The sequence below is a fragment of the Micromonospora sp. CB01531 genome (assembly GCF_001905095.1).
In the GTDB taxonomy this organism is placed as follows: Bacteria; Actinomycetota; Actinomycetes; order Mycobacteriales; family Micromonosporaceae; genus Micromonospora.
Genome location: NZ_LWLS01000057.1, coordinates 54,787 through 81,754, shown reverse-complemented (window position 1 = coordinate 81,754; position 26,968 = coordinate 54,787). Strand labels below are relative to the sequence as shown.

At 73.8% G+C, this 26,968-nt stretch carries 22 protein-coding genes; 18 read left to right on the top strand and 4 right to left on the bottom strand.

All coding sequences use genetic code 11. The annotated features are described in order from the left end of the window. The first annotated feature begins 68 nt into the window (after nt 1–68). Together A6A27_RS09325 and A6A27_RS09320 are read left to right on the top strand one after the other, a co-directional pair. A complete protein-coding gene (locus A6A27_RS09325) occupies nt 69–899 on the top strand; it encodes an SDR family NAD(P)-dependent oxidoreductase (RefSeq protein ID WP_073834149.1) in 831 nt (276 codons plus the stop codon). Between the two features lie 22 nt (nt 900–921). Then, nucleotides 922–2,013, top strand: coding sequence for a PLP-dependent cysteine synthase family protein (locus A6A27_RS09320; RefSeq protein WP_073834148.1), 1,092 nt, complete (start codon nt 922–924; stop codon nt 2,011–2,013). Between the two features lie 16 nt (nt 2,014–2,029). On the opposite strand, the gene A6A27_RS09315 is transcribed toward A6A27_RS09320, so the two are convergent. From A6A27_RS09315 to A6A27_RS09300, 4 genes are all read right to left on the bottom strand, one after another. Then, nucleotides 2,030–2,650: a putative glycolipid-binding domain-containing protein gene (locus tag A6A27_RS09315; RefSeq protein WP_073834225.1), complete on the bottom strand. Its 621-nt coding sequence runs from the start codon at nt 2,648–2,650 to the stop codon at nt 2,030–2,032. A gap of 147 nt (nt 2,651–2,797) precedes the next feature. Further along, nucleotides 2,798–4,789, bottom strand: a complete 1,992-nt coding sequence (locus A6A27_RS09310) for a DEAD/DEAH box helicase (protein WP_073834147.1) — start codon at nt 4,787–4,789, stop codon at nt 2,798–2,800. A gap of 184 nt (nt 4,790–4,973) precedes the next feature. Continuing rightward, nucleotides 4,974–6,203: a hypothetical protein gene (locus tag A6A27_RS45805; RefSeq protein WP_241825184.1), complete on the bottom strand. Its 1,230-nt coding sequence runs from the start codon at nt 6,201–6,203 to the stop codon at nt 4,974–4,976. A gap of 112 nt (nt 6,204–6,315) precedes the next feature. Next, entirely contained in the window at nt 6,316–7,887 is a 1,572-nt protein-coding gene (locus A6A27_RS09300) for a C40 family peptidase (RefSeq protein ID WP_073834146.1), read from the bottom strand. A 242-nt stretch (nt 7,888–8,129) separates the two neighbouring features. Here A6A27_RS09300 and mqnE point away from each other — a divergent pair, with 242 nt between their 5' ends. From mqnE to A6A27_RS09220, 16 genes are all read left to right on the top strand, one after another. After that, nucleotides 8,130–9,299, top strand: a complete 1,170-nt coding sequence (mqnE, locus tag A6A27_RS09295) for an aminofutalosine synthase MqnE (RefSeq protein WP_073834145.1) — start codon at nt 8,130–8,132, stop codon at nt 9,297–9,299. Between the two features lie 118 nt (nt 9,300–9,417). Beyond that, nucleotides 9,418–10,167 carry a hypothetical protein gene (locus A6A27_RS09290; RefSeq protein ID WP_073834144.1) on the top strand — a complete coding sequence of 250 codons (750 nt, stop codon included), beginning with the start codon at nt 9,418–9,420 and terminating at the stop codon, nt 10,165–10,167. A gap of 336 nt (nt 10,168–10,503) precedes the next feature. After that, entirely contained in the window at nt 10,504–11,016 is a 513-nt protein-coding gene (locus A6A27_RS09285) for a hypothetical protein (protein ID WP_143193953.1), read from the top strand. After that, nucleotides 11,013–12,059 (top strand): phosphate ABC transporter permease subunit PstC, encoded by a 1,047-nt coding sequence (gene pstC, locus A6A27_RS09280; RefSeq protein WP_073834142.1) that lies wholly within the window; start codon nt 11,013–11,015, stop codon nt 12,057–12,059. The genes A6A27_RS09285 and pstC overlap by 4 nt, the downstream gene beginning before the upstream one ends. Nucleotides 12,060–12,069: 10 nt before the next feature. Beyond that, on the top strand, nt 12,070–13,335 hold the full coding sequence (gene pstA, locus A6A27_RS09275; protein ID WP_241825182.1) for a phosphate ABC transporter permease PstA: 1,266 nt from the start codon (nt 12,070–12,072) through the stop codon (nt 13,333–13,335). Between the two features lie 4 nt (nt 13,336–13,339). Further along, nucleotides 13,340–15,055 (top strand): phosphate ABC transporter substrate-binding protein PstS, encoded by a 1,716-nt coding sequence (gene pstS, locus A6A27_RS09270; RefSeq protein ID WP_073834141.1) that lies wholly within the window; start codon nt 13,340–13,342, stop codon nt 15,053–15,055. Next, nucleotides 15,052–17,679 (top strand): hypothetical protein, encoded by a 2,628-nt coding sequence (locus tag A6A27_RS09265; RefSeq protein WP_073834140.1) that lies wholly within the window; start codon nt 15,052–15,054, stop codon nt 17,677–17,679. Before pstS ends, A6A27_RS09265 begins: the two co-directional genes overlap by 4 nt. 187 nt (nt 17,680–17,866) lie before the next feature. Beyond that, a complete protein-coding gene (locus A6A27_RS09260; protein WP_073834139.1) occupies nt 17,867–19,036 on the top strand; it encodes a substrate-binding domain-containing protein in 1,170 nt (389 codons plus the stop codon). Nucleotides 19,037–19,134: 98 nt separating this feature from the next. Continuing rightward, the gene (locus A6A27_RS09255) at nt 19,135–21,087 is read left to right on the top strand and encodes an Ig-like domain-containing protein (protein ID WP_143193952.1); all 1,953 of its coding nucleotides are present in this window, start codon (nt 19,135–19,137) and stop codon (nt 21,085–21,087) included. Between the two features lie 79 nt (nt 21,088–21,166). Beyond that, nucleotides 21,167–22,114, top strand: a complete 948-nt coding sequence (locus tag A6A27_RS09250; protein ID WP_073834137.1) for a sortase — start codon at nt 21,167–21,169, stop codon at nt 22,112–22,114. 153 nt (nt 22,115–22,267) lie between these two features. Further along, nucleotides 22,268–23,071, top strand: a complete 804-nt coding sequence (locus A6A27_RS09245; protein ID WP_073834222.1) for a phosphate ABC transporter ATP-binding protein — start codon at nt 22,268–22,270, stop codon at nt 23,069–23,071. Between the two features lie 156 nt (nt 23,072–23,227). Beyond that, nucleotides 23,228–24,418, top strand: coding sequence for an Ig-like domain repeat protein (locus A6A27_RS09240; RefSeq protein ID WP_073834136.1), 1,191 nt, complete (start codon nt 23,228–23,230; stop codon nt 24,416–24,418). Between the two features lie 114 nt (nt 24,419–24,532). Further along, a complete protein-coding gene (locus A6A27_RS09235) occupies nt 24,533–25,639 on the top strand; it encodes a WxL protein peptidoglycan domain-containing protein (RefSeq protein ID WP_083672513.1) in 1,107 nt (368 codons plus the stop codon). Next, nucleotides 25,636–26,091 (top strand): hypothetical protein, encoded by a 456-nt coding sequence (locus tag A6A27_RS09230; protein WP_073834135.1) that lies wholly within the window; start codon nt 25,636–25,638, stop codon nt 26,089–26,091. The genes A6A27_RS09235 and A6A27_RS09230 overlap by 4 nt, the downstream gene beginning before the upstream one ends. A 57-nt stretch (nt 26,092–26,148) precedes the next feature. Beyond that, nucleotides 26,149–26,571 (top strand): hypothetical protein, encoded by a 423-nt coding sequence (locus A6A27_RS09225; RefSeq protein ID WP_073834134.1) that lies wholly within the window; start codon nt 26,149–26,151, stop codon nt 26,569–26,571. A gap of 36 nt (nt 26,572–26,607) precedes the next feature. Next, nucleotides 26,608–26,886 carry a DUF4229 domain-containing protein gene (locus tag A6A27_RS09220; RefSeq protein ID WP_073834133.1) on the top strand — a complete coding sequence of 93 codons (279 nt, stop codon included), beginning with the start codon at nt 26,608–26,610 and terminating at the stop codon, nt 26,884–26,886. Nucleotides 26,887–26,968 lie beyond the last annotated feature (82 nt).

Genomic DNA, 26,968 nt, shown 5'->3' with positions numbered 1-26,968 from the left:
GCGCGCGCCGGCCGGCTGGTGCCCTGAAACCCCTGGTCCTGACCTGGCCACGGGGATACGGTGCGCCGATGACGATCTCGGCGCGGGGTGCGGCCGTGGTGACCGGGGCGGCCGGCGGGCTCGGCCGGGCCATCGCCGCCGCGTTGCACGCCGACGGATGGCGGGTCCTGCTCACCGATGTGTCCGCCGAAGCGGTGGCCGCCGCCGCGGCGCCGCTCGGCGGCTGGTCCCGACGGCTCGACGTCCGGGACGAGGCCGCCTGCGCCGAGGTCGCCGCCACGGCGGCAGGGGCGGCCGGCGGGCTCGGGCTCTGGGTGAACAACGCCGGCCTGCTGGCCACCGGAGCCGCCTGGACACACGACGCGGCGACCCGCCGGCGGCTGGTCGAGGTGAACGCGCTCGGCGCGATGACCGGGACGCTCGCCGCTCTGGCGGTCATGCGCCGACAGGGCCACGGGCACGTGCTCAACGTCGTCTCCCTGGCCGGGCTGATCGCCGCCCCCGGCGAGACCGTCTACGCGGCCAGCAAGCACGCCCTGCTCGCGTTCAGCCTGGGCACCCTGGCCGACCTGCGGATGGCCGGCATCCGGGACGTACACGTGTCGTGCCTCTGCCCGGACGGGATCTGGACGCCGATGCTGCACGACAAGCTCGACGACCCCGGGGCCCTGGCCTCCTTCACCGGATCGCTGCTCACGCCGGAGCGCGTGGCCGCGCGGGCGGCACGGCTGGCCCGTCGCCCGCGCCCGGTGGTCAGCCTGCCGCGCTGGCGCGGTGCCCAGGTCCGGCTCCTCGACGCCTTCCCCCGGCTCGCCCTGGCCCTCACCCCGGTGATCCGGGCCGCCGGTCGGGCCGGCCAGCGCCGGCAGGCACGCCGGGTCCCCCCGGGCGCGAGCTGACCTCGCTTGTAACGTTGCCGGCGTGACTCATCTCGACCGGTGTGACGAGGCCAGCCGAGCCTGGGTGACCGAGGCGATCGCCACGGTCGAGGCGGACGCCAACCGCTCCGCCGACACCCACCTGCTCCCCTTCCCGCTGCCCCGCGAGTGGGGCATCGACCTCTACCTCAAGGACGAGTCGGTGCACCCCACCGGCTCGCTCAAGCACCGGCTGGCCCGCTCGCTCTTCCTCTACGGGCTGTGCAACGGCTGGATCGGGCCGGCGACCACGATCATCGAGGCGTCGTCCGGCTCGACCGCGGTCTCCGAGGCGTACTTCGCGCGGATGCTGGGGCTGCCGTTCATCGCGGTGATGCCCGCCAGCACCTCGCCGGAGAAGATCGCCCAGATCGAGTTCCAGGGCGGGCGCTGCCACCTGGTCCCGGATCCGGCCAAGGTGGTGATCGAGGCCCGCTGGCTGGCCGAGGACACCGGCGGGCACTTCATGGACCAGTTCACGTACGCCGAGCGGGCCACCGACTGGCGGGGCAACAACAACATCGCCGAGTCGATCTATGCGCAGCTCGCGCTGGAGCGGCACCCCGTACCGGCGTGGATCGTGGTGGGCGCCGGGACCGGCGGCACCAGCGCCACCATCGGCCGGTACGCCCGCTACCGCCGGCTGCCCACCAAGCTCTGCGTGGTCGACCCGGAGAACTCCGCGTTCTACCCCGCCTGGCAGGCCGCCGACTGGTCGGTGCGGACCGGCCGGGGCTCCCGGATCGAGGGGATCGGGCGGCCCACCGTCGAGGCGTCGTTCGTGCCCTCGGTGGTGGACCGGATGGTCCAGGTGCCGGACGCCGCGTCGCTGGCCGCCATGCGGGCCGGTTCGGCGGTGCTCGGCCGCCGGGTGGGCGGCTCCACCGGCACCAACCTGTGGGGCGCGTTCGGGCTGATCGCGGAGATGGTCGCCGCCGGACGGAGCGGGTCGGTGGTGACCCTGATCTGCGACGCCGGCGACCGGTACGCGGACACGTACTACGCCGACGAATGGGTCGCCGGGCAGGGCCTCGACCTGGCCGCGCACCACGCGACCATCGACCGCTTCCTCGCCACCGGCGCTTGGCCGGCCTGACGGACCGCGGGGCAGCTCAGGCGGGGAAGACCCGCTCGGCCAGCCCCGGGTAGCGCACCACGAAGCCGTTCGGGTCGAGGTCCAGATCGGCGGTGTAGCTGTCGCTGGCGAAGCGGATCCGGGCCGGCCCGAGCGAGGTGTAGATCTGCTCGGCGGGGATCACGGCCAGGCCCGGCACCAGCACCCAGGCGACGGCGATCCGCCGGGCCTGCTCCGCCGGAGCCCGGCTCAGCCCTAGCCGGCGGATCGGAAGGGTGTTGAACAGCGCGGCACCGCCCAGGTCGACGTCGAGCGCCGCGGCCAGCCGGTCCGGCTCGTCGGTGCCGGGCAGCCCGGCGGGCGGATGCCCGGCCGCGGCCAGCACCGCGTCCAGGTCGCCATCCTCGCCGGTGCGCACCCGCCACCGGTCCCCGTCGCGTTCCAGGCGTACGCTCCGCGCCCAGCCGGCGCCGTCGGCCTCGACCTCCAGCCGGGTCGTCGACCAGTCCGCGCCGGCCGTGAGCCGGTACCGGCAGGTGTACGGGATCGGGTCCACGGCCAGCATCACGCCCTGCGCGGTGAGGCCCTGGCGGTCGTCGAGAACGGCGTGCTCCGAACCGGCGGTGTCGGTCCTGGACCAGAAGAACGACTTCGGCATCGTGGGCATGAACCGGACGTTACGCCACCCGACCGACGCCGTCGCGGGATGCGGCGACGCCGCCGCCGAGCAGTCGCTCGACGGCGGCGTCCATCAGGCTGGTGGTGCCGGCGGGCGGGACCCGTCGGGCCGGCGATTCTCGCCCGGTCAGTGGGTGCGGGCCGGCGGCCGCCCGCCGAAGCCGCGCCGGTCGTCGCGCGACCGGTCGTCGCGGCCCCGGCCCTCTGGCCGGAACCCGACCCGACGGTCGGTCGGCCGGTAGTCGCCCCGGCCGTCGCGGTCGCCGAAACGCCGCTCGCCCCGGCCGTCGCGGTCGAACGTGTCCCGGTCCCGGTCGCCGAAGCGTCGGTCCGCGGCGGGCTCGCGCCGCTCCCACGAGGGTCGGCCGGAGCGCTGGTCACCGCGGTCGCCGTACCGTTGCTCGCCGCGCCCGTCCACGGAGCCCCGCTCGCGCCGCTCGCCCCGGTCCGCGAAGCTGCGCTCGCTCCGGTCCGGGTAGCCGCGCTCGCCCCGGTTGGTGAAGCTGCGCTCGCCGCGGTCCGGGTAGCTGCGCTCGCGGCGCTCGCCCCGGTCCGGGTAGCCGCGCTCGCCGCGGTCGGCGAAGCTGCGCTCGCCCCGGTCTGCGAAGCTGCGCTCGCGGCGCTCGCCCCGGTTCGTGAAGCTGCGCTCGCCGCGGTCGGCGAAGCTGCGCTCGCCCCGGTCGGCGAAGCCGCGCTCGCGGCGCTCGCTCCGGTCCGGGTAGCCGCGCTCGCCGCGGTCGGCGAAGCTGCGCTCGCCCCGGTCCGGGTAGCTCCGCTCGCGGCGCTCCGCGGAGCCGCGCTCGCGGCGGTCGCCGAACCGGCGTGGGCCGGACGGGCGGTCGCCGTGCCGGCGCGGCTCGGGCTCGTCGCGGACCGGCACCCCGCTCGGCTCGCGGGCACCGGTCAGCTCGGCCAGCGCCGGGTCGCCAGCGCGGACCCGGGTCTGGGCCGGCTCGACGCCCGCCTTCTCCAGCATGGCCAGCGTGGTCCGGCGCTGCTTCGGCAGCACCAGGGTCGCCACCGCACCCGACTCGCCGGCCCGGGCGGTACGCCCCGCCCGGTGCAGGTAGTCCTTCGGGTCCTTCGGCGGGTCCACGTGCAGCACCAGCGACACCCCGTCGACGTGGATGCCCCGGGCCGCCACATCGGTGGCGACCAGCACGCTCATCCGGCCCTCACGGAACTCGGCCAGGGTCCGGGTACGCATCCGCTGGGTCTTGCCGCCGTGCAGGCCGCCAGCGCGTACGCCCACCGCGGCGAGCTGTTCGACCAGCCGGTCCACACCGAGCTGCGTACGCGCGAAGAGCATGGTGCGGCCGTCCCGGGCCGCGATGGAGGCCGCCACGGCGAACTTGTCGTGCGGCGGGATCAGCAGCAGGTGGTGATCCATGGTGGACACCGCAGCGGTGGGCGGCGCGGTCGAGTGGGTGACCGGGTCGGTCATGAACCGCTTGACCAGCGTGTCCACGTCGTTGTCCAGGGTCGCCGAGAAGAGCAGCCGCTGGGCGCCCGCCGGGGTCTTCGCGAGCAGCTCGGTGACCTCGGGCAGGAAGCCCATGTCGGCCATCTGGTCGGCCTCGTCGAGCACGGTGATCTCGACGTCGTCGAGGCGGCAGATCCCGCGCTCGATGAGGTCGCCGAGCCGCCCCGGGGTGGCCACGATGATCTCCACGCCCCGGCGCAGCGCGTCGATCTGGCGGTCGTACGGGACGCCGCCGACAGCGGTCTTGAGGAAGATGCCGACGGACTTGCCGAGCGGCACCAGCGCGTCGTTGACCTGCATGGCCAGCTCGCGGGTGGGCACTAGGACCAGTGCGCGCGGGTGCAGCGGCCGGGCCCGGTTGCGCTCGGCGAGCCGGGCGATCACCGGCAGGCCGAAGGCGAGGGTCTTGCCGGAACCGGTCTGGCCCCGGCCCAGCACGTCCCGGCCGGCGAGGGCGTCCGGCAGGGTGGCCCGCTGGATCTCGAACGGGGTGGTGATGCCCTGGCGGGCCAGCGCGTCGACCAGTTGCCGGGGCAGGCCCAGGGCGGCGAAGCCGGGGGTCTCGGTGGCCGGAAGCTCCGGCATCGGGGTGAAGTCGGCGGACGGGGACGTGCCAGGGGCGGCGAAGGTGGTCAAGAAATGCCTTTCGAGCGGGGCGCATCTTCGCGATGGCCTGCCGCAGCGCTGCACGCCGCCGAATCGCCCGCAAGATCGCCCATGGGCGCGCAACGGCGCGCCGGGTCAGTGATCTCCACAAGTGTACGGCGGGACAATGGGTACGGCGCGGTGCCGCGAGGCGGTAGTGGGCGGGCTCACCCCGTCATTTGCTCACCGCAGCGTCGGCCAACCCGCTCAGCGCGTCGTTGGCCAGGAACACCACCAGCAGGCTGATCGCGATCAGCAGGGCGAGCGAGGCGGCCAGCACGATCACCACCCTGGTGTTGCTGGACCGGGTCGCCGGGGCGTCCTCGGCCCAACCCTGAGCCAGGATGTGCCCGGTCAGCGAGCCGGAGTTCTCCAGCGGGCTGCCCTGCGGGAACGACACCGTGGTGAAGCCGGGCCCGTCGGTGCCGCCGTACACCGTGCCGGCCAGGTCGGGACCGCCCTGGTAGGGCGGCCGGCTCGCCGGGTACGCCGGGGCGCCGCCGCGATCGGCCGGCCCGGTCGGGGTGGTCGAGGGCGGCCAGGTCGGCAGCGCGGGTGCCGGCACCAGCGGCGGGGCGGCGGCCGACGCGGGCGGCGCCGAGACCGACGCGCTCGCCCGGGCGGTCGGCGCGGACGGCGACCCGAGGACACCGGCAGTCGCGGGCGGTGGCGGGAACGGCGGGGCCGGCATGGGGCCGGGCGGCGGCGGGGGCGCGGGCACCGGCGGGGCCGGCGGCGGCGCCGGCGGCGTCGGCATCGGCGGGACCGGTCCCGGCGGGGTGGGCCCGGGCGGCGGGTTGGGCACCGGCGGCGTCGGGCGGAACGGCGGCTCCGGTTCCGGTATGGGCGGCGCCGGCGACGGTGGGGTCGGGCCCGGTACGGGGGTCGGCGCCGGCTCGGGTTCCGGCGTGGGCGGCGTCGGTGGTTGAGCCGGCTCCGGTGGCTGTGCCGGCTCGGGCGGCTCCGGGTTGACCGGACTTCCGCGGTAGACCTTGGCCACCCCGGCCTTCGCCACCACCGCGTCGGCGACCTCGCCCGGCGAGGCCCGGTTCAGCCCCGGTACGGCGGCGCTGGCCCGGGCCTGTTCCGCCTCGGCACGCGGCATGGCCGGCACCGGTGCCGGCGACTTCCCCTCGGGGACGGGCACCCGTGCGGAACCGGAGACCCGTGGCGCGGGCGGGGCGCTCGTCGGCGCCGGTCCGGGACCGCCGGCCGCCGCGCCGTCCTGGTCGGACGGGCGGTCCGGGACCGCCGCCCGGGCGGGGACACCCACCCGGGCCCGGGCCACCACGACCGCGGCGTGCGCGGCGCCGTCCCGGCCGGTCTCCGTCCCGGCCGGCCGGTCGGTGCGGCCGGGCTCGGATCCGGGGTGGACCGTCTCCGCCGGAATCTCGTGCTCGCCCATGCTCGCCCCTCCGCGCCCACGCTCGCCCCCGGGCCGTGGCGCCGGCCGGAAGTGCCTGATTCTCACCGTGCCACATTCCGGCCCGGCCGCACAGCCGGAGTGGACGGTTGGGTCAGCTCCCGGTGCTCGGGCTGGCCGACTTGCTCTCGGCCGCGCTGTTGGACGGATCGGCGGCGCTCGTCGTCGAGGCCGGCGCGCTGCTGGTCGCGTCGTCCGGCGCGGTGGTCGGCGAACCGCTCGTCGCCGAGGGGGACGGCGAGTCGGACGGACTGGGCGACGGCGAGGTGCTTGGCGAGGTCGACGGGCTGGGGCTGGGGCTGGGCGAGGTGGGCTGCGGCGTCGGCGGCTTGGTCGGCTTCGGGGTGGCGGTCTGGGTGGGCTTCGGGGTGGCCGTCTGGGTGGGCTTCGGCGTCGCTGGAGCGGTCGGCTGGGTCGGGGCTGGCGCGGGGGTGGCCGGGGCGGGGACCGCGCCGACCACCCGGGTGGCGGCGTAGAGCCGGCTCCAGCGGACCACCGAGATCTTGACGACGTCCCCGGTGCGCGGCGCCTCGACCATCTTGCCGTTGCCGATGTACATGGCGACGTGGTGGATGGTGGTCCAACTGCTCCCGGAGGCGAAGAAGAGCAGGTCACCCGGGAGAAGCGCGTTCGGGTCGACGGTGCGGGAGCGGGTGGCGTAGTACTGGTCGCGGGAGACCCGCGGCAGGCCACGGTAGCCGGCTGACTGGTACGAGGCGAGCATCAGCCCGGAGCAGTCGAAGCGGTCTGGTCCTTCCGCCGCCCAAAGGTACGGGTCGCCGAGCTGGGCGAGGGCGTACCGCACGGCGGCCAGCGCCGTCGGGTGGGCGACCATCCCGCTGACGCTCTGGTTGCTGACGTACGAGCTGCCGATCTGCTGCTCGGCGGCGTCCTCGCGCCGGGCCGCCTCGAGCAGCAGCGCGGCGTTGTCCTTCCGCAGCTTGAGCAGCGCGGCTTCCTGCTGGCGCAGGTCCGCTTCGACCTTGGTGTACGCCGCGGCGGTGTCGGTGGCGCGCTGCTGCGCGGCCGTGTACGCCTCCCGGGCGATCTTCTCGGCGCCGGTGGCCCGGGCGACCTCGCCGTCCACGGCGCCGGTGGCGCCCTCGGCCTTGTCGCCGCGGATGATGCGCTGCAGGGCGTTCAGGTCGCGCAGGTCGGTGCCGAAGTCGCCGGGCGGGAGCGCGGCCGCGGCCTTGACCGCGTCGGCGGCGGCCGTCTCGGCCTTCCGCCGGGCCTGCGCGAGCGCGTCCTCGGCTTCCCTGAGCGTGGCGGTGGCGGTGGCGAGCTGGGCCTGCGCCGCATCGCGGTCGCCCTTCAGCCGGATCAGGTCCTCGCCGAGTTGGGCGACCCGCGTGTCGGCCTGATTGATCTGGGCGATCAGCGGGCCGTCGGCCGGGTTGGTGACGCCGGGGGTGACGCCGAGCCCGCCCGAGGGCGTGACGCCGGGCATGCCGGGCACCGAGGCGGGCAGCTGGAAGGTGCCCGTGACCTCCGGCCGGGAGCCGGCGTTGGGAATGGTGTCGGGAAGCGGATCGGCCCAGACCGGGGTGGCGAGCGCCGCGGCCGCCACCACGCCGAGCAGAGCGGACCAGAGCTTCGGCCGCAGCACCGGAGAGATCACCGGGCTCCTGCGTCGTTGCCGTCGACCCTGCTTGCTGTAGCCCATTCCGCTCCCCGTCCGGTGTGGCGTCTTCCGCGCGAGGTGGGCGCGGTGAACCGGGACGGTGCCAGTGTGTGTTCCGCCCCATCCTGTCTTACCTCACCGGCGCAGCTATGTCGATGTGCGGAGGGTGACAGCCGAACGGGCGGCCGGTGAACTTGGTCGCTGCGGTTGACCGCGTCGGCGGTTCGTCGGAGGGCCGACGTACGCTCGACCGGGACAGCGGGTGGAAGGGACGTGGCTTTCGGATGGACGCCGGACTCAAGCGCGAGCTCGAAGCGAAGGTCTACGCGGGGGAGCGGCTGAGCCGCGAGGATGGCGTCGCTCTCTACGCGTCCGACGACCTCGTCTGGCTCGGGCGACTGGCCCACCACAAGCGCACCGAGCTGAACGGCGACCGGGTGATGTTCAACGTCAACCGGCACCTCAACCTCACCAACGTCTGCTCCGCCTCGTGCGCGTACTGCTCCTTCCAGCGCAAGCCGGGTGAGAAGGACGCCTACACGATGCGAATCGACGAGGCGGTCCGCAAGGCCAAGGAGATGGAGGACGAGCAGCTCACCGAGCTGCACATCGTCAACGGGCTGCACCCGAGCCTGCCCTGGCGCTACTACCCGAAGGTGCTGCGGGAGCTGAAGGCCGCACTGCCCAACGTCAACCTCAAGGCGTTCACCGCCACCGAGGTGCAGTGGTTCGAGAAGATCAGCGGCCTGAGCGCGGACGAGATCCTGGACGAGCTGATGGACGCCGGCCTGGAGTCGCTGACCGGCGGTGGCGCGGAGATCTTCGACTGGGAGGTCCGGCAGCACATCGTCGACCATGCCTGCCACTGGGAGGACTGGTCGCGGATCCACCGGCTGGCCCACTCGAAGGGCATGAAGACGCCGTCGACCATGCTCTACGGCCACATCGAGGAGCCCCGGCACCGGGTCGACCACGTGCTGCGGCTGCGTGAGCTGCAGGACGAGACGGGCGGCTTCCAGGTCTTCATCCCGCTGCGCTACCAGCACGACTTCGTCGACTCCGCGGACGGCAAGATCCGTAACCGGATCCAGGCCCGCACCACGATGGCGTCCCCGGCCGAGTCGCTGAAGACCTTCGCCGTCTCCCGGCTGCTCTTCGACAACGTCCCGCACGTGAAGTGCTTCTGGGTGATGCACGGTCTCTCGGTAGCCCAGCTCTCGCTGAACTTCGGGGTGGACGACCTGGACGGCTCGGTCGTGGAATACAAGATCACCCACGACGCCGACGCGTACGGCACGCCGAACACCATGCACCGGGACGACCTGCTGCACCTGATCTGGGACGCCGGCTTCCGCCCGGTCGAGCGGAACACCCGCTACGAGACCGTCCGCGAGTACGATCCGGCCCCGTCGCTGGCCGAGCGCCGGGCCGAGCCGCAGCAGGTCTGGGCCTGACCTCGGCGCCGGCCCGCGCGGGCCGGCGCAGTTGCCGCCGTCGCCTGTTCACCTGCTGGCTGTCCGGCGCGTGACTCCCGGTTTGCGGGCGGTTCCACTGTGGGCCTAGACCGGCGGTGTGCTTCGAAAACTGTCTGTCCTCGCCGCGGCCGCGAGCACTCTGGCGGCCGGCCTCGTCCTTCCCACGCCGGCCCGGGCCGCCCCGCTCGGCGGGGTGCAAATCTCGGCGACCAGCGGGAGTGTCGACGCCGCCCCGGTCTTCGCCAGCGCCACCACGTCGGCACCCTGCCCGGCCGGGTTCGGCCGTAACGCCCAGCTGCGGGTGGGGCCGCCCGGCGGGCCGTACAGCAACCTGGCCCGGCCGCTGACCGCCGGCGGGTACGACCGGCAGCCCGTGACCGCGACGCCGAACCGGTCCTTCGCCACCGCGTTGGGCGGTGCGCCGGTCGACGGGGAGTGGTGGGTCGTCGTCGAGTGCGTCAGCGAGACCCAGGGCGTACACCCGGAGCGGTTCATCACCCCGATCACCGTCTCCGGGCGGCAGTGGCGCGCCGGTCGCCCGGCCGGCGCGCCCCCGGCGACGCCTCGCGCTGCCGGAGCTCCGCTGGTGGTGCCCGGGTCGACCGGGGCGGCCGGCGCCCCACCGGTGGGCCCTCCGCCGGCCGCCGCGCCGGCTGCCGGTGCCCCGACCCCCGGCAGCGCCGGGCCGGAGACCGGCGTGGCCCGGCGGCTGACCGGCAACGGCGGTGTCGGCGGCGCCTCGGTGGCCAACATCTGGTGGATCCTCGCCCTGCTCGGGGCGCTGGCCCTGGTCGGTACGGCCTGGCTCACCACGCGTCGCGGGAAGCCGGGCGGCACCCGCCGCTGAACCGACCCGACCGGTGCGATGGCCGGCCGCGTCCAGCCGGACGCGGTCGGCCATCGCCGTTCCCGACCGGTGATGACCGAGCCGGCGGCCATCGCCGTTCCCACCGGATCCGGGTGACGAATCGGTACGAACCGATGTCGGATCAGCCCCGTGGCGGCTGGGTGTATCCGAACGGTGGATGCCTCGGTACTCGCTGTTCACATGCTGCACGTCTGGCGTGAGCGGATGGCTGCGTACCGAGTCACCGATGCTGCCGACGCTGATCCCGTCAGTCCGGGAGTCCTGGGGAAGCGGCAACCAGCGCGCGTAGGCGCGCCGAAAGGGAAGGGGATCGAGGTGCAGCGTTCACGGTTCGTGTTCCTCGCCGCGCCGATGCCCGGGGCGCCGCAGGGACAGCCGAACGACGGCGTCCTGTGGATGCTCGTCTCACCGAACAACCGCCCGCTGGGGCGGGGCGCGGTCTACCACGCGGCCTACGCCGCGTGCCGGGAGTCGGTACTGGCGCTGCAGGCCAGCATGGACCGGATCGTGCCGGTCGAGGGCACGGTGCCGGCCAGCGGCCAGTGGACCTGGCGGATCGAGCTCGACGAGGTGGCAGTCGCCCTGTCCAGCCGCTCGTACCTGCGCGCCCGCGAGTGCCGCTACAACCTGGACCGGTTCCTCGAGGCGCTGCCGCACGCGGAGGTGGTCCCCGGCACCCGTGCCGTCCGGCGCGGCCGGCGAGCCGCCTCCGAGCCCACCACGCCGTCGTCCGGCGGGACGCTCGCGGCGCCGCTGGTCCCACCGACGCGCCTAGCGTACCGGCCGGCATCGGGAATCGAGCCACGAAGGCGGGATGCGAGCCGATGACCGTCGTCGTTTCGCCGCCCGACCCGGCGGAGACCGCCGCGCGGCCCGCGGCCCCGCGCCGCGTACGCCAGCGCCGGACCCCTTCCGACCTGGCCTTCCGTGGCGTGATCCGGGTCGGCGGGATCATCGTGCTCGCGGTGATGCTGCTGGTCGGGATCTTCCTCACCCTGCGGGCGGTGCCCGCCCTGCGCACCATGGGCTGGCGCTTCCTCACCGCGCAGGAATGGGACCCGGCGGGCGGCGACTTCGGCGTCGCGGGGGTGCTCATCGGCACCCTGCTGATCGCCGCGGTGGCGGTCGTCATCGCGGTGCCGCTGGCCACCGGCGCCGCCCTCTACATCGCCGAGTACGCGCCCCGGCGGATCGCCCCGGTGCTGGTCAACCTGGTCGACCTGATGGCCGCGGTGCCCAGCGTGGTGTACGGCATCTGGGGTCTCTACCTGCTCCAGCCGCACCTGCTCGTGCAGGGCGAGCACGGTGAGGGCCTGCCCCGCTGGCTCGCCACCTACCTCGGCTGGTTCCCGCTGTTCCGGGTGGACGGCTTCGACCCGAGCGACCCGTTGGGCAGCAACAGTTCCCTGACCAGCTCGACCTTCATCGCCGGGATCATCGTCGCGATGATGGTCACGCCGATCATCTCCTCGGTGATGCGGGAGGTCTTCTCCCAGGCCCCGGTCGGCGAGCGGGAGGGCGCGTACGCCCTGGGCGCGACCCGCTGGGGGATGATCCGCTCGGTGGTGCTCCCGTTCGGCCGGGGCGGGATGATCGGCGGCACCATGCTCGGCCTCGGCCGGGCGCTCGGCGAGACGATCGGGGTCTATCTCGTCATCTCGTTCGTGTTCGTCATCCAGCCGCACATCCTGCAGGTCGGCGGCGGCTCGATCTCATCGCTCATCGCGCTGCGCTACGCCGAGTCCAACCCGATCGGCATCGCCGGTCTGATGGCCGCCGGCCTGGTGCTGTTCGCGATGACGCTGCTGGTCAACTTCGGCGCCGGCCTGATCATCAACCGCAGCCGGTCCGGCGCGGCCAGTGACGCCTGAGGAGCCGCAGGTGACGCCGAGACCCACCGCCTACGCCGGGGACCTGGCCGCGCCGCCGTCGCCGGAGCCGCCCACCGCGCCACCCAGGCCGGCCACCACCATCCCGGTACGCCCGGACCACCCGGGCGCGGAGCGGCGCCGCACGACCAGCACGGTACGCCGTACCGACGTCTTCGCTGTGCTCGGCGCGGCGGTGGCCGCGGTGTGCCTGACCGCGCTGCTCTTCACCGCGCTGACCCCCTTCGACGGCGCGCTCGGTTTCCTGGTCGTGGCGTACCTCCTCTTCCTGGCGTGCTACCTGGTGCTGGTCCGGCTGGACGAGGCCGGACCGGTGGTCCGGGACCGGTTCGCCGGAGTGCTGGTGCACAGCCTGGCCGTCACCATGCTGGTGGCGCTGGTGGTGGTGATCGGGTTCACCCTCTTCCGCGGGCGGGAGCCGCTGGCCTGGGCGAACTTCTACACGCAGGACATGCGGTCGGCGGGGCCGCTCGACCCGTTGGGCGTCGGGGGCATCCGGCACGCCATCATCGGCACGCTGGAGCAGATCGGCATCGCATTGGCGATCACCATCCCGCTCGGCCTGCTCTGCGCGGTCTTCCTCAGCGAGCTGCCCGGCGCGTTCAGCCGGTTCGTCCGGATCGTCGTGGAGGCGATGACGGCGCTGCCGTCCATCGTGGCCGGCCTGTTCATCTACGCCACGGTGATCCTCGCGCTCGGGCGGCAGAAGTCCGGGTTCGCCGCCGCGCTCGCGCTGAGCGTGATGATGCTGCCGATCATCATCCGCGCGGCGGACGTGGTGCTGCGTCTGGTGCCCGGCACCCTGCGCGAGGCGAGCCTGGCGCTGGGCGCGTCGCAGTGGCGGACCATCTGGCACGTGGTGCTGCCGACCGCCCGCTCCGGGGCGATGACGGCGATCATCCTGGGCACCGCCCGGGGCATCGGCGAGACCTCCCCGGTGCTGCTGACCGCGGGCTTCACCCAGTTCACCAACGCGAACCCGTTCCAGGCCAACCAGGTCTCCCTGCCGCTGTTCGTCTTCGACTCGATCCGCCGGCCGGACGCCACGATGGTGGCCCGCGGCTTCGGTGCGGCGGCCGTGCTGATGGCGCTGGTGCTGCTGCTGTTCGTGCTGGCCCGGCTGCTCGGCGGGCGGGCCCCCGGTCAGCTGAGCCGGGCCCAGCGCCGCCGCCGGGCGCTGGCCTCGCGCCGGGACGCCATGCGCTTCGCCCGGCGAGCCGCCGCCGGCTCCCCGCCCGATCACCCGAACCAGAGGTAGCGACATGTTCAAGCAGTGGATCCGCCGTCGACCCCGGACGACCTCCCGCCTGGCCCGGGTGGTCGCCGCCGCGGCCGCCGCGGCCGTGTTGCTGACCGCCGCGCCGCCGGCGTCCGCCGCGCCGCGGCTGGTGCCGATCGTCGGGATCGGCTCGACCTGGAGCGCCAACGCGATCACCGCCTGGGCGCGCAACGTGCAGGCCAGCAACATCCAGGTGGAGTACGAGGCTGCCGGCTCGACGCAGGGCCGGGTGCAGTTCCGGGAGGGCAAGGCCCACTTCGGCGTCTCGGAGATCCCGTACGGGATGAAGGACATCTTCAGCGGCACCGACAGCAAGGGCTCCCGGCAGTCGGCGTACATGCCGATCGTGGCCGGTGGCACGGCGTTCATGTACAACCTCAAGATCGGCGGCCGGCGGGTCACCAACCTGCGGCTCTCCGGCGAGGTGATCGCCAAGATCTTCACCGGCGTGATCCGGAAGTGGAACGACCCGGCGATCAAGGCGGACAATCCCGGGCTGGCCCTGCCGGCGCGCTCGATCATCCCGGTGGTGCGACAGGACGGCTCCGGCACCACCGCGCAGTTCACCCTCTGGATGAGCAAGCAGCACCAGGCCATCTGGGACAACTACTGCCGCAAGTGGAACAAGCCGACGCCGTGTGGCATCACTTCGGTCTACCCGCGCCAGTCCGGGTCCGGCTTCGTCGGCGCGACCGGCTCCGACGGGGTGTCGGGCTACGTCCGGCAGGAGAACGCCGAGGGCGCGATCACCTACGTCGAATACTCGTACGCGATCAACGCGAAGTTCCCGGTGGTGAAGGTGCTCAACGCCGGCGGCTACTACGTCGAGCCGACGGCCAGCAACGTGGCGGTGGCACTGACCCGGGCGCGGATCAACAAGGACCAGAAGTCCGACGACTACCTGACCCAGATCCTGGACGACGTCTACCGGTCCAGCGACCCGCGCGCCTACCCCCTCTCCTCGTACTCGTACATGATCATTCCGACCAGGCTCGAGTACAACCTGACCGCCGACGCCGGGTACACCCTCAGCAAGTTCGCCTACTACTTCCTCTGCGAGGGGCAGCGGCAGGCCGAGGTGCTGGGCTACTCACCCCTGCCGATCAACCTCGTGCAGGCCGGTATGGAGCAGGTCCAGAAGATCCCCAGCCACGAAACGATCAACATCGACCAGAAGCTGCGCAGCTGCAACAACCCGACCGTCTCGGCGGACGGCGGCAACGCGCTGGCGAAGAACGCCCCGCAGCCGTCGCCCTGCGACAAGCGGGGGCCGACCCAGACCGGCACCGGCACGGCCGGCGCGCGCCAGGAGACACCCGTGCTGGCGGCGGCCAGGTGCGGCGGGGCCGGGAACACCGCCGGCGGCGGGAACACCGCCGCGGGCGGCGGCACCACCACCGGCGCCGGCACCCCCGGTGGCACCGCGGCGACCGCCGGCCCGACCAGTGGTATTCCGGTGCCCGGCGCCGCTCCCCAAATCGACCCGGACACCGGCGAGGTGGTGGGCGGCACCGCGGGTGTGGCGGCCGGCGAACAGGTGGCGGCGGTGCCCGTGGCGCTGGACGGCACAGACGGCTGGCGGCTGCGGCACACCCTCATGCTGCTCGCGGCGGTGCTGCTGATCGCCCTGATCGTCGGGCCGCCGCTGGTCTCCCAGGTGCTGCAGGGCCGCCGCGACGACCACCGGGGCGACCGGTGAACCCGCGCCGCTGGCTGGCCGGGGCGGCCCTGCTGCTGGCCGTCGGGGCGTTCGCCCCGGTGCCGCCGGCCGCCGCCCCGGCCCGCGCCGACGACACCGGCTCCACCGCGATGACCGTGCCCGGCGTCAAGGTGGACGGTGGATACGAGGACTTCACCGGGCTGTCCGTGACGGTCGACCAGACGAAGGACCTGGTCAACCAGGCCGTCGTGGTGACCTGGACCGGCGGAACCCCGACCCCGCGCAACCGTCCACTCGGGGTGGACTTCCTCCAGGTCATGCAGTGCTACGGCGACCCGCACGCGCCCGACGACCCGGACGGGTTGAAGTTCCGGGAGACCTGCCAGTTCGGCACCAAGCTGGACACGCCCGTGATGCCGTTCGAGGTGACGGCCGCCGCCGCGGCCAACGCCAACTCCCGCGAGCTGCACCTCGACGCGCCGGGCTACCCGCCAAAGGATCCCCGGGAGACGCTGCCGGAGGACGCCCGGATGGTGCCCTTCCGGCCGGTCTCCTGCCCGGTGGGAGCCACCTCCTGCGAGCGTCCGCGTACGCCGGACGGCAGCCAGGCGCAGCCGTTCCCGGTGATCGCCGACCCGCAGACCGGCGCCGAGCGGGAGGCGTACCCGGACGAGGTGCTGTCCGGCTACTTCAACAAGTCGGTGACCAACGAGTACCCGTACGCGCTGACCGCGGCGAACGGCACCGGCCGGATCTCGTTCGAGGTGCAGAACTCCGCCCTGGCTCCCGACCTGGGCTGTGGCGACCCCTACACCGACGCCACCGGCGCGACGCGCCCGTCCCGGCCGTGCTGGCTGGTGATCGTGCCGCGCGGTCACCACCACCCGTACACGGGGGAGGACGTGTCGGCCACCGACTCGCCGCAGGGTTCCCCGCTGATCGTGCCGAACTGGCAGTACCGGATGGTGGTGCCGCTGGAGTTCGAACCGGTCACCGGTTACTGCGCGAGCGACCAGCAGGAACGGCTGACCGCCGGCACCGAACTCGCCGCCGAGGCGGCCGCCGCCTGGCGTCCCGCGCTCTGCGCGGCGGCGAGCGGCCCGTCGGTCAGCTACTCACCGATCGGCGACGACGAGGCCGCCCGGCAACTCCTCTCGACCTCGCCGAACGCACCCGGGCTGATCTACAGCTCGGACCCGGTGGCCACGACCGCCGACGACCCACCGGTGGTGCACGCCCCGGTCACCCTGAGCGGCCTGGTCATCGCGCTTAACATCGACGTCAACCTGGAGAACGTGCCGCTGCCCCAGGAGGTGGCCGAGCTACGTGGCACCGCCCTGAGCGAGCTGAAGCTCACCCCCCGGCTGGTGGCGAAGCTGCTCACCCAGTCCTACCGCCGGGACGTGCCCGGCGGTGGCGGCCAGGCCTTGGCGAAGAACTACGACAGCATCAAGCAGGACCCGGAGTTCCTGGGCCTCAACCCGCTGTTCAAGGACTGGGACCGGCGGGCCGGGGTGACCTTGAACGGCCTGATGGCACCCAACGGCAGCTCGGTCGCGGCCCGCGCGCTCTGGCAGTGGGTCCTCGCCGACCCGGCGGCGAAGGAGTGGCTCGGCGGTACGCCCGACAAGGACGAGGCGTCCGGCAAAGAGATGGTGGTGAACCCCGCCTTCAAGCCGCTGTTCACCGGCGAGACCCCGGACTACTTCCCCAAGGCGGACCGCTCCTGCTACGAGGAGACGTTCGCGGGCGAGACCTACCAGCTCTGCTCGCAGGAGCTGCGACCGTACACCGGCGGTTTCGGGCGGGGCGCGGCGCAGACCCTGCGCGGCGACACCGGGGCGTTCGGGCAGTCGCTGAACATCAATGTGACTCCGCCCCGGTTCGACCGGCTGCCCCGGGAGCAGCCGGGCTTCCGGTTCACCATGGCGGTCACCGACTCCGCCTCGGCCGCCCGGTACGGCCTGTTCACCGCCCAGCTCTGCAAGGCGGCGAAGGGCACGGACGGGGCGTGGACGGCCAGCGACTGCCGGGGCGCGACGGACGGGGCGATCAGCGCCGCGGCCGGCACCGCCGCGCCGAGCCAGGTGGCCGGGGTTTCCGTGATCGACCCGGCGAAGGCCTGGGCGACGGCGGGTGCGTACCCGCTGTCGCTGCTCACCTACGCGGTGGCGGACCGCACCGACCCGGCGGACGCCCGCCGCGACTACGCCAAGCTGCTGCGGCACGCCGCCGGTCAGGGCCAGCGGCGGGGCGTCGGCCGGGGCATGCTCCCGGACGGCTACGTGCCGCTGCCGCAGGCCCTGCGGGAGCGCACCAAGGCCGCCGCCGCCCTGCTGGAGGTGGACCTGCCGGCCCCGTCAGCCTCGGCGTCGTCCGACGGATCGGGTGCCACGGAGCCGCCGCCCGCGGCGCCGCCCGCCCCGTCCGTTCCGGCCCCCGGTGCGGTGCCCTCCGTGGGTGCCACGCCGTCGCCCGGTGGTACGGCGCCGTCGCCGCAGCCGCCGGCCCGGCAGGCGTCGAACGCGACTCCCGGCAGCCCGGTGGGTGCGCTCCGGTACGTGCTGGTCGTCATTTTCGCGACCGGCCTCGTGGGCGGGGTGATCGGGCCTGTGTTGCGCCGGTTCGGCACTCGAAATAGGCCGGCGGGTGGTGCGGAATGAACCCGGAAATGGCGCTGGATTCGATTGTCGACTGTTGTTCATTCGGCCTACGTGTTGGCGAGAGATCGCACGTCGAAACGTTCGTCTACGCGCGGTTTCGAATGCCCGGTCGACGCCGCGACGATGACTGCGGCTCACCCGCCCATCGGGTGGGCGGAACTGTCATGCCCCGCAGAAAGGGAGCAGCATGAAGGTCAGATCCATCAGCAAGGTGGCCGCGGTCGGCTTCGCCGCCGTGGTCGCCGCTGGCCTGGTGGCCGCGCCGGCCGCGGCCGACCCTTCGCCGGTGACCGAGTACCGCACGCTGGCCGGCGTCGGCTCGGACACCACCCAGGACGTGATGAACGGCCTGGGCAATGTCATCACCAGCGGTGGCAACAAGGTCATCGCCTCCTGGGACGCCCGCGGCACCAACAACGTCCGGACGAAGGCCGCCAACTGCGACTTCCCCCGGCCGAACGGCTCCAGCAACGGCCGCCGGGCAATTCGGGCGTCCGAGGGTGAGGACATCGGCCAGGGCGGTCCCGGCTTCTGGGCCAACGTCAACGTGGTGGGCTGCGTCGACTTCGCCCGCTCGTCGAGCTACGGCGGCGGCAGCACCCCGTCGAGCACCGGCAACTACACCTACATCCCGTTCGGGGTGGACGCGGTGACCCTCGCCCGCAACGCCACCGGCGACCTGCCGGTCAACGTTTCGTTCGCACAGGTGCAGCGGGTGTACCGGTGCTTCGACCGGACCATCGCCGGCAACCCGGTGAGCCCGGTCATGCTCCAGTCCGGCTCGGGCACCTGGGACTTCTGGTCCTCGAAGGTGGGCATCACCGAGGTCGAGATCAACCTCGGTGACTACCCCTGCCTGGCGGCGGACACCGACAGCAACCCGGCCACCCCGGCGGTGCCGCTGATCGAGCGGGCCCAGGAGCACGACGGCACCGTGCTCACCGGCTTCCCGACCCGGGTGGCGCCCTTCTCGGCCGGACAGTTCATCGCCCAGAGCAACGCCGCGAAGATCGCCAGCCTGACCGGCGTCACGGTGGCCGACCGGCGCGGCGAGGCGGCGCTGTCCGGCATCCGCCCGACCGGCGGCACGGTCCAGCAGCCGGTGGTCAACGGCATCCTGAACATCAACTTCCCGCTCCGCCGGGACGTCTACAACGTGGTGCCGACCGCCAAGCTGAGCAACCCGACGATCGCCTCCACCTTCGTCGGCGCCGGCTCGGCCGTCTGCACCGCCACCGTCAACGACGGTGGCACCCAGCGGTCGGTCGTCGAGCTGTTCGGGTTCGGCGTCCGGACCAGCCTGGTCTCGCCGCTCGACGCCAACTGCGGCTACACCAACCTGCGGTTCGGCAGCTGACCCCCGCGTGCCGGTGGCCCGGGCTCCGCCCGGGCCACTGGGCACGTTCCCATCCACCGGCGTTCGCGGACGCCGACGACCAGCAGAGGACGACGCAGATGAGCAGGCCCGGCTTGGCCCGCGCGATGGCGGCGGCTGCGGTGTTCGCGCTCTCGATGAGCACGTTCATCGCCGGGGTGGTGCTGACGTTCAACGGACCGGCGCGGGCCGCGACGCTGGGCACGCTCACCCTTTCGCAGACCAGCGGCAGCGTCATCGACAAACCGATGTTCCTCAGAGCCACCACCCCCGCCCCCTGCCCGAAGGGGTACGGCGAGAACGCCAACCTGCGCATCGGGCCGGCGGGTGGGCCGTACACGAATCTGGCCGTCGCGCTGGGTGGTGGCGGGTGGGATCTGGAACCGTTCACGATCGATCCGAACCGTTCGTTCGAAACGGCCGCCGGCCGCGTCCCCGAGGACAAGAGCAAGTGGTGGGTCATCGTCGACTGCTACAGCCTCACCGAGGGCCGCCACGCCGATGAGTTCCGTGCCCCCGTCCAGGTCTGCGGCAGCACCTGGACGACGGAGGCCACCTGTCCCGCCGCCGCGACGACCACCACCACGCTGACCGTGACGCCGGAGGGCACCGCATACGCGGGCGCGCCGGTGACCCTCACCGCCACCGTGACGCCGGCCGCGGCGGGCACGGTGCTGTTCCGGCGTACCACCGGGACGGAGACGGCCGATGTCGGCAGCGCCCCGGTCACCGGCGGGCAGGCCGTGCTGACCACGTCCGAGCTGCCGGCCCCGGCCGGCGCCGAGGCGGAGAAGGCGCACAAGCTGACCGCCACCTTCCAACCGGCCGACCCGGCCGCCTTCCTGACCTCCACCTCCGCACCGGCCGACCTCACCGTGGTCCCAGCCGGGTCGGTCACCGTCACGCTGAAAACCGACAAGACCAGCCCGCAGCCGCCCGGCACCGAGCTGGCGCTGACCGCCGAGGTCAAGCCGCGGGTCGAGGGCGAGCAGGCGGCCACCGGGTCGGTGTCGTTCGTCCGGTTGCCGGCGGGTGGAAGCAGCGGCGAGCAGGCCATCGGCTCGGCCGAGCTGGCCGCGGGTGCGGCCGCGTTAACTGTCGCCGACCTGCCGGGCGGGGCCTACGACCTCAAGGCCGTCTTCACTCCGGCGACCGGCAGCGGCTGGCTGGCCGCGGAGTCGGCCCGGACCCGCTTCGTGATCGGTACGCCGAAGGAGACCACCACCACCCTGGCGGTCGCGCCGGCCGGCCCGAAGCCGCAGGGCACCGAGTTGACCCTGACCGCCACGGTCACGCCGGCCGACGCGACGGGCAGCGTGCAGTTCATGGACGGCGGCACCGCGCTCGGCGGCGCCCAACTGGTCGCCGGCGGGGCGGCCAGCCTGAAGACGACCCAGCTGGCGGCGGGCAGCCACCCGCTCAAAGCGGTCTTCACCCCGCAGAACGAGGTGAACCACTCGGGTTCCACGTCTCAGGAGGTGACCTACCAGGTCACCGCGCCCGGCCAGGTGGACGGCCTGGAGGTGACCGACGCCGACGGCAACAAGCTGGGCGTCAACCCGACGCTCAGCCCGGGGCAGAAGGTCACCGTCGTGGCCCGCGGATTCGCCGGCAACGAGACGGTCGCCATCACGCTGAACGACGGCGAGCCGACGAGCGTCACCGCCGCCGACGGGACCGCCCGGTACGAGCTGACCGTCCCGGCCGACGCGCCGGACGGTGCCGCCCGGCTCATCCTCGCCGGCGCCGCGCACCGGGTCGTCTTCGACTTCACCGTGGTCGGCAACGACGACGGTGATGGCGACGGGGACGGCGAGGGCGACGGCGACGGGGATGGCGACGGGAACGGCGACGGTGGCGACGGCGGGACGGGCGGCGGTCAGCTGCCCCGGACCGGCCTGCCCCTGATCGGCATTGGGCTGACCGGGATGGCGCTGGTCGGGGTCGGCAGCGGCGCCGTGCTGTCCACCCGCCGTCGGCGCCCTGAGTCTGCGCCGGTGGTCTGGCCCGACGACGAGAACCCCACCGACTGAGCAAGGTCGTCACGCCCGCCGGGCGGTACGCCGACCAGGCGGACCGCCCGGTCCGGGTGCCAGGACGAGGAGAGAGAGCATGTCGACGGTCACCATCGACCCCCAGGGACCGCGGCCGTCCGCGGACGCCCCGGCCGGGGTGCCCCGCAGGGCGGCGTCGCTGGCCTACCAGGTGCCGGGGACCGCGTTGAGCATCCTCGCCGCACTCGCCCTGGGCCTGGTCTGCCACCTGGTGCTGATCTCCCAGCTGGCGTACGAGCGGGACCAGCAGACCGCGTTCGCCGACTTCCGCGCGGAGTTGGCACTCGGCACCGCACCGGTGGGCCAGTTCCGGACCGAGTTCGTCAACGGCGTTCCGGGTCCGGAGCGGCTCGTCGAGCCGGGCTCGCCGGTGGCCGTGCTGAGCGTGCCCCGGGTCGGCCTGAGCGCGGTGGTGCGGGAGGGCACCGACGGCGGGGTGCTGCGTTCCGGCCCGGGGCACCGGCGGGACACCGTGCTGCCCGGGCAGGCCGGCAACAGCGTGATCATGGGCCGGCGGGCCGCGTACGGCGGGCCCTTCCGGGACCTAGACCTGCTGGTGCCCGGCGACACGATCACCGCGACCACCGGGCAGGGCAGCCACACCTACGTGGTCACCGGGCTGCGCCGGCCCGGTGACCCGGCGCCCGCCCCGCCCGACACCGGGCAGGGACGGCTCACCCTGATCACCGCGCTCGGCACCGAGTTCATGCCGACCGACGTGCTGCGGGTCGACGCGGCCCTGGCCAGCCCGGCCCAGCCCGCCCCGGCCCGGCGGTTCGGCGCCGCCGCCCTGCCAGCCAGCGAGCAGGCCATGGCCAGCGACGCGGACGCCTGGACGCCGGTGCTGCTGTGGGGGCAGGCGCTGCTGCTGGCCGCGCTCGGCACCACCTGGCTACGGGCCCGCTGGGGCCGCTGGCAGAGCTGGATCGTCAGCATGCCGGTGCTGCTCGCGCTCGGCGTCGCCACCGCCGACCAGGCCATCCGCCTGCTGCCCAACCTGCTGTGACCGCCGGACCCGACGAGTGTGCACCCCGAGACGAGTGAAGGACCGACCGTGACGCAGCACATCGAGAGCCCCGCCCCGGCGACGTACGCCCCCGGTCGTGCCGGCGCGACCGGCCCGGCGATCGCCGCCCCCACCCGGGTCGACCTGCCACCGATGCCGGCGCACCGGGCGCCGGCCGACCACCTGGCCACCCTGGACGCGCGGTCCATCTCGGCCTGGTTCGGCAGTCACAAGGTGCTCGACCGGGTCTCGCTGACCATGCCGGCCGGCCAGGTGACCGCCCTGATCGGGCCGTCCGGCTGCGGGAAGTCCACCTTCCTGCGCATCCTCAACCGGATGCACGAGCTGGTCCCGTCGGCGTCGCTCGCCGGTGAGGTGCTGCTCGACGGTCGCGACCTGTACGCGCCGGACCGGCGGATCACCGATGCCCGGCGCCAGGTCGGCATGGTGTTCCAGAAGCCGAACCCGTTTCCGGCCATGTCCATCTACGACAACGTGCTGGCCGGGCTGAAGCTGACCGGCACCCGGGCCTCCCGGGACACCAGGGAGGCGCTGGTCGAGGAGACCCTCACCAAGGCGGGCCTGTGGAAGGAGGTGCGCGACCGGCTGCGCCAGCCCGGCGGCGCCCTCTCCGGCGGCCAGCAGCAGCGGCTCTGCATCGCCCGGTCGCTCGCGGTGCGGCCGCGGGTGCTGCTGATGGACGAGCCGTGCTCGGCGCTGGATCCGACCTCGACCCGCCGGATCGAGGAGACCATCGCGGAACTGGCCGCCGAGGTGACGATCGTCATCGTCACGCACAACATGCAACAGGCCGCCCGGGTCTCCGACCAGTGCGCATTCTTTCTGGCCTCGCACGGCGCCCCCGGCGCCATCGTCGAATACGGCCCGACCGCAGCGATGTTCGACAATCCACAGGACGAGCGGACGCACGACTACGTAAACGGCCGATTCGGCTGATCGCCCCATTTTCCTGATGCTCGGGCACCCAGAATTCGCTTTGCGCACGTTCGGCGGAGAGGTTGGCCTGCATGTCGGGACACAGCGCCTGTGGAGCCTGATCGAGGCCGGTCCAGGGGGACCGACCGGTTTCACCCTCACGAGAGGAAGTGATTCATGAACAAGCGTCTGCTCGCCCGCGCCGGCGCCCTCCTGGGCGCCGCGGTGCTCTCCGCCGGCCTGGTGGTCGCGGTCGGCGCTCCGGCGCAGGCGGCTTCGCTCGGTGACGTCACCCTGTCGCAGACCAGCGGCACCGTGACCGACACCCCGATCTTCGCGAGCGCCACCACCGCCAAGTGCCCCACCGGGTACGGCGAGAACGCCAACCTGCGCATCGGCCGCCCGGGTGGCCCGTACTCGAACCTGGCCGTGGCGCTGGGTGGCGGCGGGTACGACCAGAACCCGATCACCATCAACCCGAACCGGTCGTTCTCCACCGCCATCGGTGGCGCGCCGGCCGCGGGTGAGTGGTGGATCGTCGTCGAGTGCTACAGCCTCACCGAGGGCCGCCACGTCGACGAGTTCCGCACCTCCATCCAGGTGACCGGCAACACCTGGCGGGTGCCGGTGGCCGAGGACACCACCACCTCACTCGCCGTCAGCCCGGCCAGCCCGGTCTCCCAGGGCACCGAGGTCACCCTGACCGCGACCGTCTCCCCCGCCACCGCCACGGGCACGGTCGAGTTCCGGCGCGGCGCCTCGTCGCTCGGCACCGCCACGGTCAGCGGCGGCAAGGCCGTCCTGGCCACCACCGCCCTGCCGGTCGGCACCTTCTCGCTGTCCGCGGCCTTCACCCCGGCCGACGCGACCGCCTACAAGCCGTCCGCCTCGGGCGCCACCTCCTTCCAGGTGACGGCCGCCGCGGGTGCCATCACCGCGCCGGTGGAGATCATCGCCGACGTCGCCCCCGGCGCGTTCAGCCTCGTCGTGGCGAACCCGACCGCGTCGCTGACCGGCGGCACCGTCGGTGGCACCGCCGCCGGCAAGCTGCCCGCCGTGACGGTGACCGACCTGCGCGGCACCAACGTCGGCTGGGACCTCACCGGCCAGCTGGAGGACTTCACGCTGGGCGCGAACACCATCGCCAACAGCAACCTCACCTGGACCCCGAGTGCCGCCAAGACCAGCGGCTCGGGTGCGGTGACGGCCGGTGCCGCCGCCGACCTCGGTGACACCCGCACCCTCTGCTCGGCGAACTCCGGCGCGAGCGCCGGCGTCTTCACCTGCGGCGCGGACCTCAACCTGACCATCCCCGACAACGTGCCGCCGGGCGAGTACTCAGCGACCCTCACCCTCACCCTGGCCTGACCGGTCCCACCCGGGCCCACCCGCCCGGGGTGGAGCAGCGGCGGAGGCGTCGCGGGCACCCGCCCGTGACGTCTCCGCCCTGTCCGGTGCCAGCCCCGAACCCCGGAGCCCCGCATGACCGACCTCCCCGCACCCCGGACCGTCCCCACCTTCCGTTCGCGACTGCGGGGCTCCGCTCCGCTGCACCCCTCGCACTCACCGGCCCCCGCGCGACGCGTCGGGGCCCTACTCGTCACCGCACTCGCGCTGCTCGGCAGCCTGATCGCGCCGTCGCCCGCACGGGCCGCCGCGTCGGACGAGCCGACCTGGACGGTGGTGCCGTCCAGCCCCAGCGGGCCCAAGGGCCGCAAGCAGTTCGACTACGAGCTGTCGCCGACCGAGCAGATTACCGACTGGTTCTCGGTGAGCAACCTGGGCGACAAGCCGATCAAGGTGGACCTGTATCCCACCGACGCCTTCACCGCCCTGGACGGCGGTTTCGCCCTGCTGCCTCGCAGCCAGGCAGCCAGCGACGCGGGCTCGTGGATCAAGCTGCCCCGGGCGGCCGTCACGCTGCCCCCGGGCAAGCGGGCGGACATGCCGTTCCGGCTGTCCGTTCCGGCCGGCACCGCCCCCGGTGACCACGTCGGCGGCATCCTCGCCGCGGTGACCGAGGAGCAGGTCGGCAAGGACGGCCAGCGGGTGTACGTCGAGCGCCGTATCGGCGCCCGGGTCTACCTGCGAGTCGCCGGCCCGCTCACCCCTGCCGCCGCGGTCCGGGCCGTCCAGGTCGAGTACGCCAACCCGGTGGTGCCGATCCCCGGTGGGCGGATGAAGGTCACCTACCGGATCGCCAACACCGGCAACGTGCGGATCTCCGGCAAGGCCCGGGTGCAGGTCCGCGGCCCGCTCGGGGTCCGGCTGGCGACGGGCGACCTGATCGACCTGCCCGAGGTGCTGCCCGACTCGGAGATCCGGCTGACCCAGGAGTTCGCGCACGTCGTACCGGCCGGCCCGCTCACCGCCACGGTGGTGCTGAACGCCGACACGAACAAGGAGTCGCTGCCCTCGCAGGAGGGCTCCAGCTCTGTCCTCGCGGTGCCGTGGGCGCTGCTCGGCCTGCTGGTGCTGATCCTGGCCGTGGTCGCGTACCGGCTCTGGCTGCGCCGGGCCCGTCGGCTCCTGGCGGCGCCGGTGGACCCGGTCGCACCGGCCCGGGAACCCGAGCGGGCCGCGCGGTGAGCGGGCCCCGGAACGTGGCCCGCGGCGGCCCGGTCGGCGTGCGGCCGGCCGGCGTGGTGGTGACCGCCCTGCTCGCCGTGGCGTTCGCGGTGGCACTCTGGCCGGGGCGCCCGGCCGGGGCGGTCCCGGTCGCCGAGCCGACGCCTGGTGGTCAGGTGTCGATCCGGGTGGGCGTGTCGATCGGCCCGAAGCCCGGCGGCAGCCCGTCCCCGACCGGCAGCCCGTCCCCGACCGGCCAGCCGTCGCCCACCACCGAGCCGTCCCCGTCCGGGGTGACGACGACCACGCCGGCCAGCCCGCCGGCGGGCGGCGGGTCCCTGCCGCGTACCGGCGTGGCGCTGGGCGGGCTGCTCCTCGTCGGCGGTGCGCTGGTCGCCGGCGGTGTGGCGTTGCGCTGGTCGGCCCGGCGGCGGGCCACCGCCGAGGCCTGGTTGAGCCGGACGGGCGGCTGACCCCTCCCGGCCGGCCAGTCGTGGCCGCTCAGCGGGTTCGCGTACCCTCGTAGGGTCATGAGCGAGCAGCGGAGCGGTTTCCCCCGGCGGGACGCGGAGGGGCGCATTCTCACCCTGGGCGACCTGCTCGGGGTGAGCCTGGCCGGTCTGGTGATCGGGGTGCTGGCGCTGGTGCTCTTCGAATGGGCGTTCGCCACGATGGGCGCGGGCGGGTTCGGCCGGACCAACGGCTGGCTGGCGGTGATCCTGCCGGTCTGGCTCTTCTGGGACGACTTCCGGGCCTGGGAGTTCGGCGCGGCCCGGGTGATGGCGGCGCTGGGCGGCCTCGCCGTCGGGGTGGTCGCCGGGCTGCTCGCGGCCGGCCTGGCCACCGGGCTGCCGCCACTGCTCTCCGGCGCGCTGGCCGCGGCGGTGTTCACCGTGGTCTACGCGGTGATCTGGTTTCAGGGCGTGCACTGGTTGGCCCGGCGAACGGGTTGAGGCCGCCCCACCGGTGATGGAGAACGGAGTGCGAACGTGAGCGCGGCGGTCAAGTACACGCTGGGCCGGATCGGGCTGTTCGTCGGCGTGCTGGCGGCCCTCTGGTTCGTCGACATGAACCCGTTCCTGCGGCTGATGCTGGCGCTGGTCTTCTCGGCCGCGCTGTCGTTCTTCCTGCTCCGTGGCTGGCGGGACGAGATGGCCGGGGAGATGGCCGAGGCGTCGGACCGGCGCCGGGCCGAGAAGGAGCGGCTGCGCTCGGCGCTCGCCGGCGAGGACCAGCCCGCGCCGGCCGAGCCGCGCCGCGAGGAGTAGGCCGGCGGTCGTCCGCCCGCCGCGTCGGCGGCCGGGTCGCGACCGCCGCCCCGGTCACCGGCCGGGCCGTGCGGCGCGGGAA

Bases quoted from the DNA above. Each gene is read 5' to 3' on its own strand.
- mqnE (WP_073834145.1), top strand. From the start codon at position 8,130: ATGGACGCCGGACTCAAGCGCGAGCTCGAAGCGAAGGTCTACGCGGGG.
- A6A27_RS09250 (WP_073834137.1), top strand. From the start codon at position 21,167: ATGTCGACGGTCACCATCGACCCCCAGGGACCGCGGCCGTCCGCGGAC.
- A6A27_RS09245 (WP_073834222.1), top strand. From the start codon at position 22,268: ATGCCGGCGCACCGGGCGCCGGCCGACCACCTGGCCACCCTGGACGCG.
- A6A27_RS09225 (WP_073834134.1), top strand. From the start codon at position 26,149: ATGAGCGAGCAGCGGAGCGGTTTCCCCCGGCGGGACGCGGAGGGGCGC.
- A6A27_RS09235 (WP_083672513.1), top strand. From the start codon at position 24,533: ATGACCGACCTCCCCGCACCCCGGACCGTCCCCACCTTCCGTTCGCGA.
- A6A27_RS09240 (WP_073834136.1), top strand. From the start codon at position 23,228: ATGAACAAGCGTCTGCTCGCCCGCGCCGGCGCCCTCCTGGGCGCCGCG.
- A6A27_RS09260 (WP_073834139.1), top strand. From the start codon at position 17,867: ATGAAGGTCAGATCCATCAGCAAGGTGGCCGCGGTCGGCTTCGCCGCC.
- A6A27_RS09325 (WP_073834149.1), top strand. From the start codon at position 69: ATGACGATCTCGGCGCGGGGTGCGGCCGTGGTGACCGGGGCGGCCGGC.
- A6A27_RS09300 (WP_073834146.1), bottom strand. From the start codon at position 7,887: ATGGGCTACAGCAAGCAGGGTCGACGGCAACGACGCAGGAGCCCGGTG.
- A6A27_RS09315 (WP_073834225.1), bottom strand. From the start codon at position 2,650: ATGCCGAAGTCGTTCTTCTGGTCCAGGACCGACACCGCCGGTTCGGAG.
- A6A27_RS09255 (WP_143193952.1), top strand. From the start codon at position 19,135: ATGAGCAGGCCCGGCTTGGCCCGCGCGATGGCGGCGGCTGCGGTGTTC.
- pstC (WP_073834142.1), top strand. From the start codon at position 11,013: ATGACCGTCGTCGTTTCGCCGCCCGACCCGGCGGAGACCGCCGCGCGG.
- A6A27_RS45805 (WP_241825184.1), bottom strand. From the start codon at position 6,203: ATGGGCGAGCACGAGATTCCGGCGGAGACGGTCCACCCCGGATCCGAG.
- pstS (WP_073834141.1), top strand. From the start codon at position 13,340: ATGTTCAAGCAGTGGATCCGCCGTCGACCCCGGACGACCTCCCGCCTG.